The sequence below is a fragment of the Mesorhizobium kamtschaticum genome (assembly GCF_056174585.1).
The window spans coordinates 1,673,199-1,692,144 of the sequence record NZ_CM149691.1 but is presented as its reverse complement, the minus strand read 5'-3'; the positions used below and the strand labels follow the sequence as shown (position 1 = coordinate 1,692,144).

14 protein-coding genes, 2 pseudogenes and 1 riboswitch are annotated in these 18,946 nt (G+C 64.1%); of the genes and pseudogenes, 7 read left to right on the top strand and 9 right to left on the bottom strand.

Annotation, left to right across the window (positions count from 1 at the left end; translation table 11 throughout):
* Nucleotides 1–66 precede the first annotated feature (66 nt).
* The 3 genes and pseudogenes from AC0V7N_RS08265 to AC0V7N_RS08255 all read right to left on the bottom strand — a co-directional run.
* Nucleotides 67–801, bottom strand: a pseudogene (locus AC0V7N_RS08265) (amino acid ABC transporter ATP-binding protein); the annotation flags it as partial.
* A complete protein-coding gene (locus tag AC0V7N_RS08260) occupies nucleotides 798–1,478 on the bottom strand; it encodes an amino acid ABC transporter permease (protein WP_027041978.1) in 681 nt (226 codons plus the stop codon). The pseudogene AC0V7N_RS08265 and the gene AC0V7N_RS08260, both read right to left, overlap by 4 nt.
* A 137-nt stretch (nucleotides 1,479–1,615) precedes the next feature.
* Nucleotides 1,616–2,389, bottom strand: a complete 774-nt coding sequence (locus AC0V7N_RS08255) for an amino acid ABC transporter substrate-binding protein (RefSeq protein WP_475456354.1) — start codon at nucleotides 2,387–2,389, stop codon at nucleotides 1,616–1,618.
* A 324-nt stretch (nucleotides 2,390–2,713) separates the two neighbouring features.
* On the opposite strand from AC0V7N_RS08255, the gene AC0V7N_RS08250 reads away from it, so the two are divergent.
* Nucleotides 2,714–3,577 carry an RNA polymerase factor sigma-32 gene (locus AC0V7N_RS08250; RefSeq protein WP_496627785.1) on the top strand — a complete coding sequence of 288 codons (864 nt, stop codon included), beginning with the start codon at nucleotides 2,714–2,716 and terminating at the stop codon, nucleotides 3,575–3,577.
* Nucleotides 3,578–3,750: 173 nt separating this feature from the next.
* A complete protein-coding gene (locus AC0V7N_RS08245; protein WP_475456352.1) occupies nucleotides 3,751–5,697 on the top strand; it encodes a caspase family protein in 1,947 nt (648 codons plus the stop codon).
* Between the two features lie 91 nt (nucleotides 5,698–5,788).
* Here AC0V7N_RS08245 and AC0V7N_RS08240 read toward each other — a convergent pair whose 3' ends face one another.
* The 4 genes from AC0V7N_RS08240 to thiB all read right to left on the bottom strand — a co-directional run bounded on the left by AC0V7N_RS08240 (nucleotide 5,789) and on the right by thiB (nucleotide 11,140).
* Nucleotides 5,789–7,258 carry a M48 family metalloprotease gene (locus tag AC0V7N_RS08240; protein WP_475456350.1) on the bottom strand — a complete coding sequence of 490 codons (1,470 nt, stop codon included), beginning with the start codon at nucleotides 7,256–7,258 and terminating at the stop codon, nucleotides 5,789–5,791.
* Between the two features lie 259 nt (nucleotides 7,259–7,517).
* Nucleotides 7,518–8,294, bottom strand: a complete 777-nt coding sequence (gene thiQ / locus AC0V7N_RS08235) for a thiamine ABC transporter ATP-binding protein (RefSeq protein ID WP_475456348.1) — start codon at nucleotides 8,292–8,294, stop codon at nucleotides 7,518–7,520.
* Complete coding sequence (gene thiP / locus AC0V7N_RS08230; protein ID WP_475456346.1) at nucleotides 8,287–9,903, bottom strand: thiamine/thiamine pyrophosphate ABC transporter permease; 1,617 nt, start codon at nucleotides 9,901–9,903, stop codon at nucleotides 8,287–8,289. The genes thiQ and thiP overlap by 8 nt, the downstream gene beginning before the upstream one ends.
* 238 nt (nucleotides 9,904–10,141) lie before the next feature.
* Entirely contained in the window at nucleotides 10,142–11,140 is a 999-nt protein-coding gene (thiB, locus tag AC0V7N_RS08225; RefSeq protein WP_475456344.1) for a thiamine ABC transporter substrate binding subunit, read from the bottom strand.
* Between the two features lie 43 nt (nucleotides 11,141–11,183).
* A riboswitch (TPP riboswitch) is annotated at nucleotides 11,184–11,298 on the bottom strand.
* Between the two features lie 88 nt (nucleotides 11,299–11,386).
* On the opposite strand from thiB, the gene AC0V7N_RS08220 reads away from it, so the two are divergent.
* From AC0V7N_RS08220 to AC0V7N_RS08205, 4 genes are all read left to right on the top strand, one after another.
* Nucleotides 11,387–12,046, top strand: coding sequence for a thiamine diphosphokinase (locus AC0V7N_RS08220; RefSeq protein ID WP_475456342.1), 660 nt, complete (start codon nucleotides 11,387–11,389; stop codon nucleotides 12,044–12,046).
* A 1-nt stretch (nucleotide 12,047) separates the two neighbouring features.
* Nucleotides 12,048–13,868 carry an ABC-F family ATP-binding cassette domain-containing protein gene (locus AC0V7N_RS08215; RefSeq protein ID WP_475456340.1) on the top strand — a complete coding sequence of 607 codons (1,821 nt, stop codon included), beginning with the start codon at nucleotides 12,048–12,050 and terminating at the stop codon, nucleotides 13,866–13,868.
* 235 nt (nucleotides 13,869–14,103) lie between these two features.
* Nucleotides 14,104–14,346: a type II toxin-antitoxin system CcdA family antitoxin gene (locus tag AC0V7N_RS08210; RefSeq protein WP_056576468.1), complete on the top strand. Its 243-nt coding sequence runs from the start codon at nucleotides 14,104–14,106 to the stop codon at nucleotides 14,344–14,346.
* Nucleotides 14,346–14,645 carry a CcdB family protein gene (locus AC0V7N_RS08205; RefSeq protein WP_475456339.1) on the top strand — a complete coding sequence of 100 codons (300 nt, stop codon included), beginning with the start codon at nucleotides 14,346–14,348 and terminating at the stop codon, nucleotides 14,643–14,645. Before AC0V7N_RS08210 ends, AC0V7N_RS08205 begins: the two co-directional genes overlap by 1 nt.
* Nucleotides 14,646–14,671: 26 nt before the next feature.
* Here the strand turns inward: AC0V7N_RS08205 and AC0V7N_RS08200 are convergent, their stop codons facing one another.
* Nucleotides 14,672–16,375, bottom strand: a complete 1,704-nt coding sequence (locus AC0V7N_RS08200; RefSeq protein ID WP_475456337.1) for a hypothetical protein — start codon at nucleotides 16,373–16,375, stop codon at nucleotides 14,672–14,674.
* A gap of 76 nt (nucleotides 16,376–16,451) precedes the next feature.
* Nucleotides 16,452–17,749 (bottom strand): annotated as a pseudogene (locus AC0V7N_RS08195) (adenylosuccinate synthase).
* 213 nt (nucleotides 17,750–17,962) lie between these two features.
* Between AC0V7N_RS08195 and AC0V7N_RS08190 the strand changes: the two are divergent.
* A complete protein-coding gene (locus AC0V7N_RS08190; RefSeq protein WP_475456333.1) occupies nucleotides 17,963–18,874 on the top strand; it encodes a DMT family transporter in 912 nt (303 codons plus the stop codon).
* The last annotated feature ends 72 nt before the right edge of the window (nucleotides 18,875–18,946 follow it).

Sequence of the window (18,946 nt, the reverse complement as noted above, 5' to 3'; positions counted from 1 at the left end):
TTTTGGACAGGCGAAACAAGGGCCGCGCCTACGCCTGCCCCCGCCCTCCTTCTCCGCCTCCTGCTTCAGCGTCGCGATGAACCGCTTCGTCCGTTGTTGCTCCGGATTGCCGAACAGCACGGCGGACGGCCCCTTCTCGACGATGACGCCGGCATCGAGGAACACCGCTTCCTGCGCGATCTTGGAGGCAAGCCGCAGATCATGCGTCGCCATCACCATGGTCGTGCCCTCGCTGGCGAGCTTGCCAAGCACGTCGACCACTTCTTGCGCCAGTTCCGGGTCGAGCGCCGAAGTCGGCTCGTCGCACAGCAGCACTTTTGGCGACGGCGCGAGCGCACGGGCGATCGCCACGCGCTGCTGCTGGCCGCCCGACAGCGTCGCCGGCCAGGCATCAGCCTTGTGCGCCATGCCGACCTTTTCCAGCAAGGCGAGCGCCCGCTCGCGCGCCTTCTCCGTCGGCCATTTCAGCACCGTCACCAGCCCCTCCATGACATTCTCGATCGCCGTGCGATGCGGGAACAGCTGGAAGTTCTGGAACACCATGCCGGTCTGCAGGCGCAGGCGCTGGATGTCGCGGGCCGAGACCTTGCCACCGGGACGGAATTCGAGCGTCTCGTCACCGATTCGCACCGTGCCCGAGGTCGGAATCTCGAGCAGGTTGATGCAGCGCAACAGCGTGCTCTTGCCGCCGCCCGAAGGGCCGACAAGGGCCGTGACACTGCCTTCAGCGATGGTGACCGTCACGCCCTTCAGCACGAGATTATCGCCGAAGCGTTTTTCGATGTTGCTGAGACCGATCATGAGCGCGCCTCCAGGAAGCCGCCATAGCGGTTGAGCCGGGTTTCCAGCCGGGTCTGCAAGGCCGACAGCACCGAGCTCAGCGCCAGATAGAGGATCGCCGCCTCGACATAGAGGATCAGCGGCTCATAGGTGGTGGCGACGATGCGCTGCGCCGCCTGGAACATCTCCGGCACGGTGATGGCGGCGGCCAGCGACGTATCCTTGACCAGCGAGATGAAGGTGTTGGAGAGCGGCGGCACCGCGACGCGGCCGGCTTGCGGCAGGATGGTGCGCCGCATCGCCTGGCTCCAGGTCATGCCGATCGAATAGGCGGCTTCCCACTGGCCTTTCGGCACCGAGCCGATGGCCGCGCGGATGATCTCCGACGTGTAGGCGCCGATATTGAGCGTGAAGCCGATCAGCGCGGCCGTGAAAGCGTCGAGCAGTATGCCGACCGAGGGCAGGCCATAGAAGATCAGAAACAGCTGCACCAGAAGCGGCGTGCCGCGAAAGATCCAGACATAGAAGCGCACCAGCGCGACCAACGGCTTCGGTCCAAACAGCCTGCCGAGTGCTGCCCCCAGGCCAACGGTCAGGCCAAGGACGAAGGACAACAGCGTCAACGGCACGGTGAAGATCAGGGCGGCCCAGAGCAGCGAAGGCAGCGACTCCAGCATCAGTTGCAGCCAGTGCGGCACGAAGGACCCTCCGGAATGGTCGAGATGGCGTCATCGAAGTGCGAATGTGTCAGCCATATCACGACAGAAGCGGCGAGCCGTCAAAGACGCTCGCCGCTGAGTGCTTCGCGGGACCGTAGCCGGCCCCACTCAAAAAGTTACTTCGAAACGTCCTGGCCGAAATAGGTGTCGGCGATCTTCTTGTAGGTACCGTCGGCCTTGATATCGGCCAACGCCTTGTTGATGGCGGCAACCAGTTCCGGATCGCCCTTGCGCACGATGACGCCGGAATAGTCGGCGTTTTCCTCTTGCGCGGCGATCTTCACATTGGCGTCGGGCTTGTGCTTCTTGAAATCGAGGAACGACAGGCTGTCATTGATGGTGGCGTCGGCGCGGCCGGTCAAAAGCAGCTGGATCGACTGGTCGAAGCCGTCGGTGCCGACGAGTTCGGCGCCGTTCGTCTCGGCCAGCTTGCCGAAGTTCGAGGTCAGCGACTGCGCCGACTTCTTGCCCTTGAGGTCGGCGAAGGTCTTGATGTCGGTGTTGTCGCCGCGCACGATCAGCACCGCCTTGGAGGCGATGTAGGGGTCGGAAAAGTCGTACTTGGCCTTGCGGGCATCGGTGATTCCGACTTCGTTGATGACGGCGTCATAGCGGCTGACGTCGAGGCCGGCGATCAACCCGTCCCATTTGCCTTCGAGGAACTCGACCTTGACGCCAAGCTTGTCGCCGATCGCCTTGGCGATCTCGACATCGAAGCCGACCAGCGCACCGGAAGCGTCATGATAGGTGAAGGGTGCGTAGGTGCCCTCGGTGCCGACCTTGAGGGTGCCCGCCTGCTTGATCTGATCGAGATTCGCGCCGGCATGGCCTGATGTGACCGCAAGGGCCTGCAGCGTTCCGGCGACGATAAGCGATTTGAGCCATTTCATTTTTTTGTGATCCCGTCCTTGGCCTACGTCAGGCCTGTTGTGAGGGCTGGAAAATGACAGATGCGGGCCGAAAGAATAAGGAACCAGATTTCAAAAACTTGGAATTTCTGAAACCGAATTCTCTAAAAGGGATTCCTTGCAACGCTAGAAGCCCCGGGGAACGATTTCAAAATCGCCCGGACAGCATCCTTCGCCGCCGCGCGCCAGCGGAACCTTTCTCGCGCATGGCAGTTTTGGCTGTTCTAGGGCGCGACGCCGCGATTTCAACCGGTGCCCTGCCAAGTTCGTAACGTCAGTCATATCGCCTGAGCCAGGGAGCGCCTCATGATGGAAGACACGGCAGGACGGATCATGGTCCGCGCGGCGATGAAGGCGCCCTACCTCGAACGGGACGAGGAACACCGGCTGGCCTTACTCTGGAAGGAAGACAACGACCAGAACGCGCTGCACTGCATCACCGTCGCCCATATGCGGCTGGTTATTTCCATGGCCTCCAAATTCCGTCACTATGGCCTGCCGCTCGGCGACCTGATCCAGGAAGGCCATGTCGGCCTGCTCGAGGCCGCCGCCCGCTTCGAGCCCGAGCGCGAAGTGCGGTTTTCGACCTATGCGACGTGGTGGATCCGCGCCTCGATGCAGGATTACATCCTGCGCAACTGGTCGATCGTGCGCGGCGGCACCAGCTCGGCGCAGAAAGCCCTGTTCTTCAATCTGCGACGCTTGCGTGCGCGGCTGGCGAACGGCGCGGAGCCGCTTTCCAACGCAACCCTCTACCGCGAGGTGTCGGTTGCGCTTGGCGTCTCCGAGGCTGACGTGGCGATGATGGATTCACGGCTGTCGGCGCCTGACTCCTCACTCAACATGCCGCTTGGCGACGATGCCGGCGCCACCGAGCGGATGGACTTCCTGGTCTCGGACGACCCCCTGCCCGATGAGATTGTCGGCGACAAGATCGATGTCGCACGTCGCTCGCTGTGGCTGAAAGAGGCCCTTCACGCGCTCAACGCGCGGGAACTCAGGATCATCGAGGACCGCCGGCTGAACGACGAGGGCGCAACGCTCGAAGCGCTCGGCGAGACGCTCGGCATTTCCAAGGAACGCGTCCGCCAGATCGAGGCCCGCGCCATGGAAAAGCTCAAGGTCGCGCTGGTGAAACAGAACCCGGAATTTCTGGCGACAGCAGCTTGACGCCGATACAGAGATTCGAAACATAAAATATAAGATTTATCTAAAATAAGATGCGCCGCTATCGTGGGAGACTCTATTCTTTTTGAGCCTGCGGATTGTGATTTCTCTAACAGACCAAAGCATGGCAAAAAGCCTCTCTAGGCTACCAGACCGTAACAAGGATGGGTTTTGCCATGCTGAAACGCTACGCGTTCCTTGCTGCCTTGATCCTCATGAGCCTCTCGACATTCGACGCTCGCGCCGATCGAAGGGTTGCGCTCGTAATCGGCAATTCGCAGTACCGGGAAATCCCGGCGCTCAAGAATCCGGACAAGGATGCTGAGGACGTTTCGAACACGTTCCGGCAGGCCGGCTTCGACGTGTTCGTCGCCAAGGACGTGACCAAGCTCCAATTCGAAGAGAAGTTCCGCAACTATCTGGCCGCCGCCGACGGCGCCGATCTCGCCGTCGTCTATTATTCCGGCCACGGCTTTCAGATCGGGGGCCAGAATTTCCTGATCCCGGTCGATGCGTCGTTGAAGGATGCGGCCGACATGGAGGTCCAGACAATCAGGCTTGACGACGTACAGCAGCAATTGCGGCCGAAGTCGAAGATCCAGGTGATCATCCTCGATGCCTGCCGCAACAATCCGTTCCCGCGCAAGGACTATTGGCTGCGCGACCAATTGATCGTCTCCGACGGCACCGGGCTCGCGCAGGTAACAGGCTCGCAGAATGCGCTGATTGCCTTTGCCACCGGGCCTGGCGCTGTCGCTTATGACGGGTCCGGCGATCTTAGCCCCTTCTCATCCGCCTTTGCCCGCCGCGCATTGGCGCCGAACCAGGAAATCCGCGCCGTCATGGCCGCCGTGCGCCGGGATGTGGTCAAGGCGACCAATGGCAGGCAGGTTCCGTGGGAGAATTCCTCGCTGATCGACGATGTCGTGCTGATGCGCGCGGCGGGGCAACCGGCGCTGCCGGCGCCCGACGCCCAGCAAAACCAGCAGGTGGCGGAGCGCGGAATCCAGGTCGCCACTGCCGCCGAAGCTATCGAAAATCGCGACATCAGCGTCCCGGTCGGCGTCGGTCCGGTTGCGCTGAAGCTGGATTTTCCGGCCAAGGATGTCTCGATCAGCCTCAAACTCGCAGGCTATCCGGCAGCTGGAACGCTGTCCCTGCCGGATCGTGTTCTGTCGCCGCAGTCGAGCCTGATGGCCGCTGAAGTCGACCAATTGCGCTACGAGCCGCAGATCGGCTCGGCGGCTCCCGTTGAGATCGACTTCCAGATCCGCGCCGGCAACGCGTCGAAACGGGCGACGATGAAGCTGTCGCCGAGCGTCGACCCCTGCGACCAGGCGGCCGGCGAGCCGCTCGACCTGCAAGGCGTCGTTCCCGGCCGGTTACCGAACGAGATCGCAGACGGCGCGGTCGAGGCTTGCGAGGCGGCGGTGAAGGCCTATCCCGATGCCGCCCGTTTCCGTTACGAACTCGGGCGGGCGCTGCTGGTCGCCGGCAACATCGACGAGGCCAGGAAGGCCATCCAGGAAGCGTCCGACAAGGGACACGTCCGCGCCGTCTACGAGCTCGGCTACCTCGCCTCCTCGGGAATAGGGATGCCCGTGGATGCCACGCAAGGGAATGGTTTCTATTCGCAAGCGTCCGACAGGGGCGACCCCTACGCCATGAGCGCGTGGGGCCGCACCCTGTTCAATGGCGTCGGCGTCCAGCGCGATACCGGCAAAGGGCTTGACCTCATGCTCAAGGCAGCAGCGATGGGGCATATCAACGCCATGAATGATCTTGCGATGATCTTCAAGGAAGGCCGCAATGGCGTGCCCGCCGATGCGGCCCGTGCCTTGGCTTTCCTCAAGGCCGGCCTCGAACGGCAAGAGGCTTATTCGATGGGCATTCTCGGTCTTCCGCCCAGGCGAAGCACGCTGACGGTCGCGGCGTGCACCCCAAAGGTGGTGACGAGAGTCATCACGAAGATAAAGGTGGTCCGTATACCTGTGCCAAAAGCGCCGCCGCCGAAGATCGTTAAGCCAAGGGCCCCGACGGTGCCAGGCGAAACCGGACCAGTGCTTTGGATCGGCAATGGCGGCGACCACCCTGACCACTCCACCAGCAGTAGCGCCCAGTGACTGATGGCGGACTGCGACGCCATGGCCGCACCGTCCGAACGGGCCGTGTCGAAACTGATTATTCCGCAGCAGCCTGAACGCTGACACCGACTTACTTATCGGTGACGATCTTGACCTTGTCGCCGGCCGAAACCGCGGCACCCGGCGACAGCGCATTGAGCACACGGAACAGGTCGAGCTTGCGGTCGACGCCAACCATCTGCGCGGCCAGCGTGCCCATGGTCTGGCCCGGCTGCACGGTGAGCACGCGGATATGCAGCGGCTTCAAAGCCGCTTTTTCGGCGGGACTGAGGATACGGAACGAGCCGCTGACCGAGCGCGCCACCGTCTCCAGCGAGGTGCTCGCCGAGGGTGCTGCGGTCAGCAGCCGGTAGACCTGGCCGCCGGCGCGGATCACCGCGATGTCGAACTGCCAGCCTTCGGCACGGGCATGCGCGGTTGCGGCCTCATTGCCGTTGATGGTTTCCTGCTTGACCGTGCTGTCGTCGAGCCCAGCCACCCAGCCGCTCCTGATGTAGTCGGTCAAGGCGCGGTTCTTGTCGATCGAAACGCCGTCGAAGCGGATCGCTATGTCGCCCGGCCCGGTCGCCGTCACCGCTGCCGCCGAATTGTCGATGATGAAACCGTCCGGCACCGTGAACGACACGCCGAGGCCAGGATGCAGGAAGGTCTCGCCGCGCACATAGCCTTCCTCAGGCGTGTCGCCGTAGAGCAGGCCGTCTATGCCGGCAAGGAAGGAATCGCGGTCGCGCGTGCCGAAGCCGGGCGCGCCGAACTGGCGGGCATGGCGCTGCGCCAGATCAATGCGCTGCGGCGTGTTGGGGTGCGTCGCCAGGAAGTCGAGGCTGGCGTCGGTGGCGCCGCTGATCGAACGGAAATCGGTATAGGCCGACATCGACTGCAGGAAGCGCCCTGCAGCATAAGGATCGTAGCCGGCTTCGCCGATCGACTTGATGCCGATGGCATCTGCCTCCAGTTCTTGGTTGCGCGAGAACTGCGCCAGCCGGAGCTTGCCGCGGATCAGCGCCGCCTTGGCGGTCGGGCTGTCGCCCAGCACATCCGAAACCACCTTGGTCGCCAGGCCTTCCTCGGCCTCCAACTGCTGGCGCTGCAGGCCGTGATTGGCGGTGACGTGGCCCATCTCATGCGCGATGACGGCGGCGAGTTCGGACGAATCATTGGCCAGCGCCAGCAGGCCGCGCGTGATGTAGAGATAGCCGCCCGGCAGCGCGAAGGCGTTGACGTTGGGCGAATTGAGAATGGTGATGCGATAGGTCTGGGTCGGGTTCGCCGAAACCACGGTCAGGTTGCCGACGACCTTGGCGACCATGCGCTCGAGCTTGGGATCGGAATACTCCCCGCCATAGGTGGCCAGGATGCGCGGATGCTGCGCCTTGGCGAGCTCCGCGAGCTTGTTGTTGGCGCCGACATTGTCGACCGTAATCGGCTTGTCAGAGGGCTGGAAACCGGATTCCTGCACTTCCGGAGGCGTGAACATCTGGCAGCTGGCCAGGGCCACGGCAAAGCCGGCCAGCGCCAGAAAGCGCGCCAGCGGATTCATTTTGAGCCTGTCAACGCCGATCGCCAGAACGGCTTCCTTTCGGGTCCCGGCGCATGACGACGACGATCGGGGGCGATCTTCGAAGAGTGTCACGCGCTACTTCAAACTGCTACAGCATCCGTCGCACGTCCCCAGGGCGGACGGCGGATGCTGTAGGCAAATCACGGCGTGTGCCGGACCGGTATTGAGCGGACCTAGCCACACTACTCCAGTCATGGCAAGCAAGCGCCATATCGCCTCGAACCGGTTTGGGCGTAAATTATGTCCGCTTCCGGGCAATATCTCGTGATCCAGCCGTCTGGATGCTTGTGCCAACATAGCGCCGGAACGCCTCCGGACCAGCCCCGGTAAAGAAATCGTCCGCCGTCCCGATGGCAGCGACCGCGCCATTGTCCAGAAACACCACATTCTGGCCGATGCGGCGGGCATCCTCCGGCTGGTGCGTGACGAACAGCACCGTCATGCCGCGCTCGACATGGAGGCCGGCAACCAGATCGAGCATGTCGTCGCGCAAAGCGGGTCCGAGCGAAGCAAAGGGTTCGTCGAGCAGAAGCACCGGGCGATCACGCACTTGCACGCGCGCCAGGGCAACGCGCTGGCGCTCGCCGCCGGACAGTTCGCGCGGCAGGCGTTTTTCCTTGCCGGCAAGACCGGTGCGCGCCAGCGCCTCGGCGATGGCGATTCGATCGATCTCGGTCAGCCGCAGCGATGGCGAGCGGCCGAGGCCGACATTCTGCTCGACGGAAAGATGGGCGAAAAGGTTGTTTTCCTGGAACACCATCGACACCGGCCGCGTGGCCGGCGGCTCGGCATCGACATCGGCCCCGCCGATCAGCACGCGGCCGGACACCGGTGTCTCGAAGCCGGCAACCAGGTTGAGCAATGTCGACTTGCCCGACCCGCTCGGCCCCATGATGGCGGTGATTTCCGCTGCGGCGAAGTCGACATCAAAGACGAACGATGCCTCGCCATAGCTGAACGAGACCTTGTCCAGCCGCACCGAAATACCCTTCTTGGCCATCGCCCCGTCAGACATTGCGGACCTTTTCTCTTCCGAGCCAGTCCGCTGCCAGCACCAAGGCGAGGCAGACCAGCCCAAGCAGCAGCGCCAGGCCGGCGGCGTCCTCGGTGCGATAGCTGCCCATGCGCGAAAGCAGAAGGTAGGGCAAGGTCTGCACGGAATCACTACCGAACAGCGCGATGACGCCGAGATCGCCAAGCGAAAGCGCCATGGCGAAGGCGAAGGCGGTGGCGAGCGGACGGCGCAGAGATGGCCAGTCGACCAGCCGCAGCCTGGCCCAGCCGGAGATACCCAGTTGCGCGCAGAGCCGTTCATGACGTTCGCTCGCCGCGTCATAGGCGGGGCGGACGGCGCGCAGCGCGAACGGCATCGCCATGACCGCATTGACGGTGACGACCATGACCGGGGCGATGGCAAAGACGTCGCCGACGTGGCGCAGCAGGAGGAACCAGCCGGCGCCGATGACGATGGGCGGTACGACCAGGACAAAGCCTGCGCCGGTATCGGTGGCATGTTCGAGCAGTGTCCTTGGGCCAGCGCGGCGGCCCAACGCCAGCGCCCGGCGGGCCATGGTCAGCGCCAGCGACAGCATCACCGAAAGCAGCGCCGACAGGAAGGCCAGCACCGCACTGGTCAGTGTCGCCTGTCGCACGGCCGCCTCGCCGGCGAGCCGGCCGAGATCGGCCCCTAACCCGGCGATCACCGTGGCCGCCATCGGTCCGACAACGAACAGCAGCGCCAGCACGATGAGCGCGGCGTTGAACACGGTTTCGGTCCCAACGACCGAGAGATAGCGGCGCGGCGCCACCGGCAGATTGGTGTCGCCAACGGCATTGACGCCGAGCCGCGTCAGCGCCAGCACCACCAGAAAGGTCAAGGCGATCTGCAGCAATGTCAGCATCACCGCGCGCGCGGGATCGAGGTCGAAGCGCAGTGCCTGATAGATGCCGACCTCCAGCGTCGTTGCGGCCGGTCCGCCGCCAAGCGTCAAAACGATGGTGAAGGAGGTGATGCAGAGCATGAAAACCAGCCCGGCGACACCTGGCAGAGCGGCGCGCAGCGTCGGCCACTCAATCAGCCGGAACGCCGGCCGCGCCCCCATGCCGAGCTGGCTCGCCAGCCGCCATTGGTCGGCGGGAATGGTCTGCAGCGCCTCGAGGAACAACCGGACGCTGAGCGGCAGGTTGAAGAAGATGTGGGCGACGAGAATGCCGGACAGGCCGTAAATGCCTGGCCAGCCCTGACCGCCAACCGCGCTGAACAGGCCGGCTAAATAGCCGGCGCGGCCGTAGAGCGCCAGGATACCAAGCGCCGCGACGATCGCCGGCAGCGCCAGCGGCACCGCGAAGAGCCGCAGGATGAAGGCGCGGCCAAAAAAGCGCGGATGCCGCGACAGGGCACGCGCAACGAACAGTGCCGGACCGACCGAAAGCAGCGTCGAAAGGATTGCCTGCCAGAGCGTGAAGCGCACGACCCGCAGGAGATAGGGATCGAAGGCTGCCCAGGCGCCCGAGAGGTCATGAGCGCCTTCGACAAGCAGCCCGGCAAACGCGCCGCCGATCAGCAATGTGATCGCGGTAAGCGCCACAATGCCTGGGGTGACGCGGGGATCAGCGCGTTGCACGCTGGACCACCCAGAAGGCCTTTAGCGAGCGTCGCGTTCCTTCGCGCCCCCCTCTGTCCTGCCGGACATCTCCCCCACTTGGGGGGAGATTGGCTGCTCCAGCGCCTCGCTCATACCTGCAGTGTTGGCGATTGGCGAAATCACCGACGACATTCGATCTCCCCCCTTGTGGGGGAGATGTCCGGCAGGACAGAGGGGGGCGCCGTAGAGCAATCATCTTCGATCGGTTTGCCTCAACCTACTTGCTCATCACCGCCAGCCATTCATCCACCCAGGCCTTGCGATTGGCGGCAACCTCCTCCGGGCTGAACAGCAAGGTCTTGGTCGGCTTGACCAGTTTGTCGAAGGCCGGGTTGAGCGGCTTGTCGGTCTTGCCTGCCGGGAACATCCAATTGGTCTCCGGGATGGCGTCCTGGAATTTCGGGCCGGTCATGAAGGCGATGAACTTTGCCGCCAGCGGGTTTTTCGCTCCGGTTGTGGTGATGCCGGCGACCTCGATCTGCAGATACTCGCCTTCTTCGAAGGACGCCGCCTGGTAGCGCTCGGTATTCTCGGCGACCATGTGATAGGCCGGCGACGTGGTGTAGGACAGCACCATCGGCGCCTCACCCTTGGTGAACAGGCCGTAGGCCTCGCTCCAGCCCGGCGTCACGGTGAGCACCTTTGTCTTGAGCTTGGCCCAGGCCTCCGGCGCCTTGTCGCCATAGACCGACTTCACCCACAACAGCAGGCCGAGGCCGGGCGTCGAGGTGCGCGGATCCTGGATGACGATCTTGTCGTCGGCACTGCCTTCGACCAGATCCTTCAGGCTCTTGGGCGGCGTCTTCAGCTTCTGCGTGTCATAGACGACGGCGAAATAGCCGTAGTCGAAGGGAACAAAAGTGTCGTCGCTCCAGCCGCCCGGCACGTTGACATCGGAGACCGCGCCATGCGGGGCAAACAACCCGCTAGCCTTGGCATCGGCGGTAAGATTGGTGTCAAGGCCGAGCACGATATCGGCCTTGGTCGACGCGCCTTCGAGCTTGACGCGGTTGAGCAAGGCGACACCATCGGCGACCGAGACGAACTCGACGTCGCAGCCGCATTCGGCCTCGAATTCCTTCTTCACCACCGGGCCTGGCCCCCAGTCGGCGGTGAAGCTCTCATAGGTGTAGACGGTGAGCTTGTCCTTGGCCAAGGCCGGCCCGGACAGCGCCACGACCAGTGCTGAGACAAGTGCGTATAAAAGCGTGCGCATCGGCGCCTCCTTCGTTCGAATTGAAAGGAATTGAGGCGTCGGACTGTCCGAAACGTCTAATCCCTCCGCCGGTACAAACCGGATCAGGTTCAGCGGGTTGGCGAGATTGCCTCTCAGCCGGTCCGCGAAGATCGCAGCCGGCACCCCGTTAGAGCGTTTCGACACATAGGCCCGGCCGAGGAACCGCGCAAGTGGCAGTTTGCCGGCCTTCCGTTTCCGCTGCCGGGCTGGTACAGGCCACCAGATATGAGCACATTCACCATCCTGCTTGGCGGCGATCTCATCCGCACGCCCCGGCTCGACCGCCAGGTCGAAGGCTCGCGCGTCATCGCCGCCGACGCCGGCATCGGCCATGCCCGGCTGCTCGGCCTTGTCCCTGAACTGTGGGTGGGCGATTTCGATTCGGTTCCGGCCGATTTGCCCGCCGACCTCGCCGCTGTGCCCCGCCAGACCTTCCCGGCGGAGAAGGACAAGACCGACGGCGAACTGGCGATCGCGGCGGCACTCGAGCGCGGCGCGACCCGCCTTGTGCTGGCGGGCGCTTTCGGCGGCAAGCGCGCCGACCACGCCTTCCTGCATCTGGCGCTCGCCCTGCGGCTGGCCGAGGCCGGAACGGACGTGCTGCTGACCAGCGGCGCCCAGGAAGGTGTCCCCTTGCTGTTGGGAAAGGCCGGCTTCGACTATGCCGACGGCACGCTGTTTTCGATCCTCGGCTTTTCCGATCTCGTCGGCCTGACCGTCACCGGCGCCAAATGGCCGCTGAACCAGGTCGAGGTCGCCTTCGGCTCGTCGCTGACCATCTCCAACGAGGTCAAGTTCGACAAGACCGGGGGCCGCCTCGACATCGCGCTCGGCCACGGCCGCGCACTGCTGCTCGCTCATCCCTATCCCTTGCCCGAAAGCTGACATGGCCCCGCCCCTTCTCAATCTCGACGGGATAAAACTGACCTTCGGCGGCACGCCGCTGCTCGACGGCGCAGCCCTGACGGCTTCGGCCGGTGACAAGATCGCGCTGGTCGGCCGCAACGGGTCGGGCAAGTCGACGTTGCTCAAGATCGCCGCCGGCCTGATCGAACCGCAGGACGGCGAGGTCTTCCGCCAGCCCTCGGCGACCGTCCGCTATCTGCCTCAGATGCCCGACATGGAGGGTTTTGCCACTGTGCGCGCCTATGTCGAGGCAGGGCTGGGGCCCGCCGACGATCCCTACCGCGCCAGCTATCTGATGGAGCATCTCGGCCTCTCGGGCGAGGAGCGGCCGAACGATCTATCCGGCGGCGAGGCCAGGCGGGCCGCCCTGGCCCGAGTCATGGCGCCGGAGCCGGACATTCTGCTTCTTGATGAGCCGACTAACCATCTTGACCTGTCGGTCATCGAATGGCTGGAAGAGGAGCTCGTCCGCACCTCCTCGGCGCTCATCGTCATCTCGCACGACCGCCGCTTTCTCGAGCGCGTGTCGCGCGCCACCGTCTGGCTCGATCGCGGCCAGACCCGCAGGCTGGACAAGGGCTTTGGCCATTTCGAGGAATGGCGCGACCTCGTGCTGGAAGAAGAAGAGCGCGAGCAGCACAAGCTCGGGCGCCAGATCGTGCGTGAGGAGCACTGGCTGCGTTACGGCGTGACCGCACGACGCAAGCGCAACATGCGCCGGCTCGGCGAATTGCAGACCATGCGCAAGAATTTTCGCGGTCATCGCGGCGCCGAAGGCAACGCTACCATGGTGGCGAGCGACGCCGCCGAATCCGGCAAGCTGGTGATCGAGGCGAAAAACATCGAGAAGAGCTTTGGCGATCTCACCGTGGTCAAGGGTTTCTCGACCCGCATCCAGCGCGGCGATCGCGTCGGTCTCGTCGGCCCGAACGGCGTCGGCAAGACGACGCTGTTGAAGATGCTGACCGGCGAGATGAGGCCGGATGCCGGCTCGGTGCGGCTCGGCACCAATCTGGAGATCGCCACGCTCGACCAGAAGCGCGAGGCCGTCGACCCGCAAGAGACACTGGCGCAATATCTGACCGACGGGCGCGGTGAGAACCTCGTCATCAACGGCGAGCAACGCCATGTCGTCTCCTACATGAAGGATTTCCTGTTCAAGCCGGAACAGGCGCGCACACCGGTGCGCGAGCTGTCCGGCGGCGAGCGGGCGCGGCTGATCCTGGCGCGCGTGCTGGCGCGGCCGGCGAACCTTCTGGTGCTCGATGAGCCGACCAACGATCTCGACATGGAGACGCTGGAACTTTTGCAGGAACTGGTCGCCGGTTTTGCCGGCACCGTTATCCTGGTCAGCCACGATCGTGACTTTCTCGACCGCACGGTGACCAGCCTGATCGCGCCGGACGGCGACGGGCGCTGGATCGAATATGCCGGCGGCTATTCCGACATGCTGGCGCAGCGCGGCGGCACCCGGCTCGACGACCGAAAGGCGCGCGCCAAGACTGAGGCCGGCGATGCGCCGGCGCCGGGCAAGAGCGAGCCGGCAGCGCCAAAAGGGCCAGCGAAGAAACTGTCGTTCAAGCAGAAATTCGCGCTGGAGTCGTTGCCGAAGAAGATCGAGGCGGTGATGGCGTCGATCTCGCGGCTGGAGAACAACATCGCCGACCCGGCCTATTACGAGCGCGATCCGGCCTCGTTCCAGAAGACCATCGCCGCCCTCGACAAGGAGCGTGCGACGCTGGCCGCACTCGAGGAAGAGTGGCTGGAGTTGGAGATGCTGCGGGAAGAGATGGAAGGGTGAGGAGCGCTCGGCCGTAAGGCCAATCAATCGACAACGATTTGTCGATTGAAGCGACGAACGGTGAAAGCCCGATTCGCCTTCGGGCGAAGGGAAAGGTCCAGTGGACCTTTCTAAGGGATTGAACGCCCGAAGGCTGGGAGCCATAGCGGAGGGCCGGGCGCCTCACCCATATTCGCTCGATTATTGCTTCTGTACGAGAGTGCGCATACATTATGCGCATGTTACGGAGGCTATTATGCGTAAGATTGCCTTGAATGCGATCCGTCAGCCAGCCAATCTGTCGATCGATTCCAACCTCATGAGGGAAGCCAAGGGGCTAGACGTGAATGTCTCACGCGCCGCGGAAGCTGGCATCGCGGAAGCCGTGGCGGCTGAAAAAACGCGGCTGTGGAAGCTTGAGAACCGGGCCACGATGGATGCGTGGAACGACTATGTCGAAAAGAACGGTATTCCGCTGGAAGAATATCGGCAGTTCTGATGGCGCGCTACGACGTCTTCGCCAGTGGCATCGAAGGCAATTATCTGCTCGACGTTCAATCCGACCTGCTCGACAATTTCAAGACACGGGTGATCGTTCCGCTTCTTCCGGTCGCAGCGGTGCCGCCGCCGATGCGAAAGCTTCATCCGATTTTCGAGATCAATGGCCGGAAGCTGGTCATGGCGACACACCTGATTGCCACCGTCCCAGTGAGTGAATTGGGCGAAAGTCGGCTAAACCTCACGAAGCACCATGACGACATCGTCGCCGCGCTCGACATGCTATTCCAAGGCTTCTGAAAGAAGGCGACCGTTACGCCGCCCTATCAGCCCGCCGTCTTCGCCTGCCAGGCCTTGATCGCCTCGTCGAACACCTTCTCGCCGGGAATGCCCTTTTCCATGGTCAGCAGCGCCCGCCGGCCGGTCTTGTAGACAACCGGCACGTCGATCCAGTCCTGGCCGCGCAGCAAGGTCATGTTGGCGTCCTCGTCGGCCTTGGTGTCGTTGAGCGCGACGAGGAAGAAGCCGTCGGCGATCTTGGCCGGAATGCCGATCAGCGGGCTGCCGGCATCCTGTTCCGAGCTCTTCATGGCGACACGCAATATGTTGTCGACACCGCCGCCCTCAAAACCGTCGGGCGTCAGGAAGATCATCTCGATGATGTGGCTGGCCGGCAACGTCTGGTCGGTGTTGCGTCGGATGGTCATGCGCAACTGGATGTCCTTGCCGGGGATGGTTGCTTCGGCGCGGATCGCCGGCTCTGGCGGCAGGTCGCCGCCGGGCGATTCCTGCACCAGCGACCAGACGATGCTGCCGGGCTCGGCCGAACCCTGCGCGGTGCTGGTGCGCTCCTCATAGAAGATCGCCTTCTGGCCGACCGCCACCGAGGTCGCCGTCGCTGGAGCGGCCGCTGGCGCTGCGGGCGTGGCGGCTGCAGGCGGTGTAACGGTTGCCGGAGCGGGCGGCGGCGTGGCGGCGGCATCGGCCGGCGCCGCGGGTGCGGTTCCGTTGGCAGGCGGGGTCGCGGCGGGCGCGGTGCCTGCCGCGGGTGCGGTCGCAGCAGGTGCCGCAGCAGCAGGTGTCGCCGCGGCGGGCGCGGCTGCAGCCGGGGGCGCCGCGACCGGCGCATTCGTAGCGGTAGGCGGCGTCGTCAGCGCGGCGACGGATTCACCCTCGCCTATGCCGGTTTGTCCACCGGCAGGGCCGGGGTCGGTTTCGCCACCTTCAGGCGTCAGTCGTTGCGTGAATTTCGTCCCTTCGGCACCTGCCGCGGGCGCCGGCGGCGTCGCCGGCTTGGCCGGCGCCGGTTTCACCGGTTCGGTCTTGGCGACAACCTTGCTGCTGCCGTCTAGGCCCAGCATCTTGCTGAAGGCGTCCTTGTTCAGCCAGATGCCATAGCCACCGCCGGCAATGACCAGCAGGGCGACGACAGCGGCAATCAGCCCACCATAGCTGCGCTTGCGCTCGGCCGGACGCAGGCGTGGGAAAGCGTCAGCTTCCGCGACCGGCTCGTCGTCGTTCGGGAAGACGTCATCCTGGTCATCGTCGCGATCCGCAGGCATGCCCGGCAGCGGCTGGTCCGCCGGCTTCGGGGCAGGCTGCGCCGGTGCGGGCTGCCAGCTCGGCTCGACTTTCGCGGCGGGCGGCGGCGCGGGCCGATAGGGTTCCGGCTTGTAGGGTTCCGGCTTGGCGGCTGGCGGCGCCGGCCACGCCGGCTCCGCCTTCACCGGCTGGCGCGTGTGGCTCGGCTGGTTCTTGTTGCGGTCGATCGAGGAAAAGATGTGTTCCAGCTCGGCGAGCGGATCGGTTTCCGGCACGCTCCTGGCATAGTCGCGCTCGACGCTCGCAATGGCGTCTTCCAGGGAACGCTTCTGCTTGGCCACGACGTCGGCCGACAGCGGCGGCGAAAATTCCGCAAGCTTCTTGACCAGCGCGGAACGCGCGCCGTCATAGGTCCGCGTGCGCGTCTCGGGCGTCGGCTCGCCATACTTGTCGAGCGCCTTTTTCAGAACAGCAACAAAATCTGCCATGCTTCAGTCGACCTGTATTTTTGCTTCCGCGCCGGCCCCCGCAAATCAGCCGCGATGCCCGGAAAGGCTTCAGAAACTAGTCTTGAAACGGATCGGTCACAAGTATCGTGTCGTCCGTTCCGGGCTGGTGGAGAGGAGCGCTACCGGCGCGCCGATCAACTCTTCAATGTATCGGACATATTTGACGGCCTGGGCCGGAAGATCGTTCCAGCTGCGCGCCCCGGCAGTGGTGCCTTTCCACCCCTCCAGCGTCTCGTAGACCGGTTCGACACGGGCCTGCGCGCCCTGGCTCGCCGGCAGATAGTCGATCATCTCGCCGTCAAGGCGATAGCCGGTGCAGACCTTGATCTCGTCCAACCCGTCGAGCACGTCGAGCTTGGTCAGTGCGATGCCCTTGATGCCGTTGACGGCGACAGCCTGGCGCACCAGCACCGCATCGAACCAGCCGCAACGGCGCTTGCGCCCGGTGACGACGCCGAATTCATGGCCACGCGTGCCGAGGAATTCGCCGATCTCGTTCTTCTGTTCGGTCGGGAACGGACCTTCGCCGACGCGCGTCGTATAGGCCTTGGTGATGCCCAGGACATAGCCGATGGCGCCCGGGCCGACGCCCGAGCCGGCCGCAGCCTGCCCGGCGACCGTGTTGGACGAGGTGACGAACGGATAGGTGCCGTGGTCGATGTCGAGCAGCGTGCCTTGCGCGCCCTCGAACAGGATGCGCTCGCCGGCACGGCGCTTGTCGTCGAGGATCTTCCAGACACGGTCCATATAGGGCAGGATTTCGTCGGCGACGGAGGTCAGCTCACTCATGATCGCGTCATGCGTGACTTCGGCATGGCCAAGCCCACGGCGCAGCGCATTGTGGTGCGTCAGCAGCCTGTCGATCTTCAAGGGCAGTGTTTCCAAATCCGCCAGATCCATCACCCGCACCGCGCGCCGACCCACCTTGTCCTCATAGGCCGGACCAATGCCCCGGCGGGTCGTCCCAATCTTCGTCCCGGAATTTGAGGCGGCGTCCTCGCGGAATCCGTCCAGCTCCCGGTGCAGCGACAGGATAAGCGCTGTGTTTTCGGCTATTTTCAGGCGATCCGGCGTCACTTCGACGCCCTGCGCCTTGAGTTTCGCCACTTCCGCCACGAAAGCATGCGGGTCGAAGACCACGCCATTGCCGATGATGGACAGCTTGCCCTGCCGCACGACACCGGACGGCAACAGCGACAGCTTGTAGACCTTGCCGTCGACGACCAGCGTGTGGCCGGCATTGTGGCCGCCCTGGAAACGCACCACGACGTCGGCGCGCTCCGACAGCCAGTCGACGATCTTGCCCTTGCCTTCGTCGCCCCACTGCGAGCCGACGACCACCACATTGGCCATGTTTCTTTTCCCTTGAGACGCCGCCAAGCGGCTTGGATATGGTTCGAAACGACAGGCCTCTATAGCGTCAAGACCTCGCGAGTGCGACCTTTCTTTGCCGCCGAAAATGCCCTGAGGCACAACAATTTTCGGCTTTGACATCATTTACTTGGGCTGACGGGGGCAATAGGCCGGCAAACACCGCAACGCATCCGTCGCGGCCGGAATCCCGCGATGCACCGAAGCGCCTATTTATTCCTGCTGCTCACCACCTTGTTGTGGGGCGGCAATTCGGTGGCCGGCAAGCTTGCTGTCGATCACGTCTCGCCGATGACGCTGGTCTTCCTGCGCTGGGTGCTGGCGGTGGCGATCCTGCTGCCGATCGGCTGGCGCACGATCCAGGAGGACTGGCCCGTGTTGCGCCGGCACTGGTTCGTCCTGGCTGCACTCGGCGCCAGCGGCTTCACCCTGTTCAACACTATCTTCTACACGGCGCTTAACTACACGACCGCGATCAACGTCTCGATCGAACAGGCGGCGATGCCGATCCTGATCATGACAGCCAATTTCATCTTCTTCCGCCTGCGCGTGAACTGGGCGCAGATTGCAGGCGTCGTGCTGACCATTGCCGGCGTCATCCTGACCGCTTGCCACGGCGACCCGCGCCGGCTGTTGACGCTGGAGCTCAATTTCGGCGACGCCATCATGCTGGTGGCGGTCATCCTTTACAGTGGCTATTCGGTCGGCTTGCGGCTGAAGCCGGCGATGCATTGGCAGAGCCTGATGCTGGCCATGTCGATCGCAGCGCTCATCACCTCGCTGCCTTTCTTGCTGTGGGAGGTCGCCGCCGGCAAGATGATCGTGCCCGATGCGCGCGGCTGGACGGTCATCGTCTACACCGCAATTGGCGCCTCGGTCGTTTCGCAGATAACCTACATCAGGGGCAACGAGCTGATCGGCGCCAACCGCGCCGGCCTGTTCATCAATCTGGTGCCGATCTTCGGCACGCTGCTTTCGGTGCTGATCGTCGGCGAGACGTTCCAGCTCTATCAGGCGCTGGCACTGGTCCTCGTGCTGGGCGGCATCGCGCTCGCCGAATACAGCGGGCGCAAGAGGGCGATGCTGGACCGCTCCAGGACGCGCTGAGCAGCAAGAAGGCGCGACCAGGGCCGCGCCTTCCGATCTCTAGAGCAGTTCACCGTTTCACGGAAACGGCGA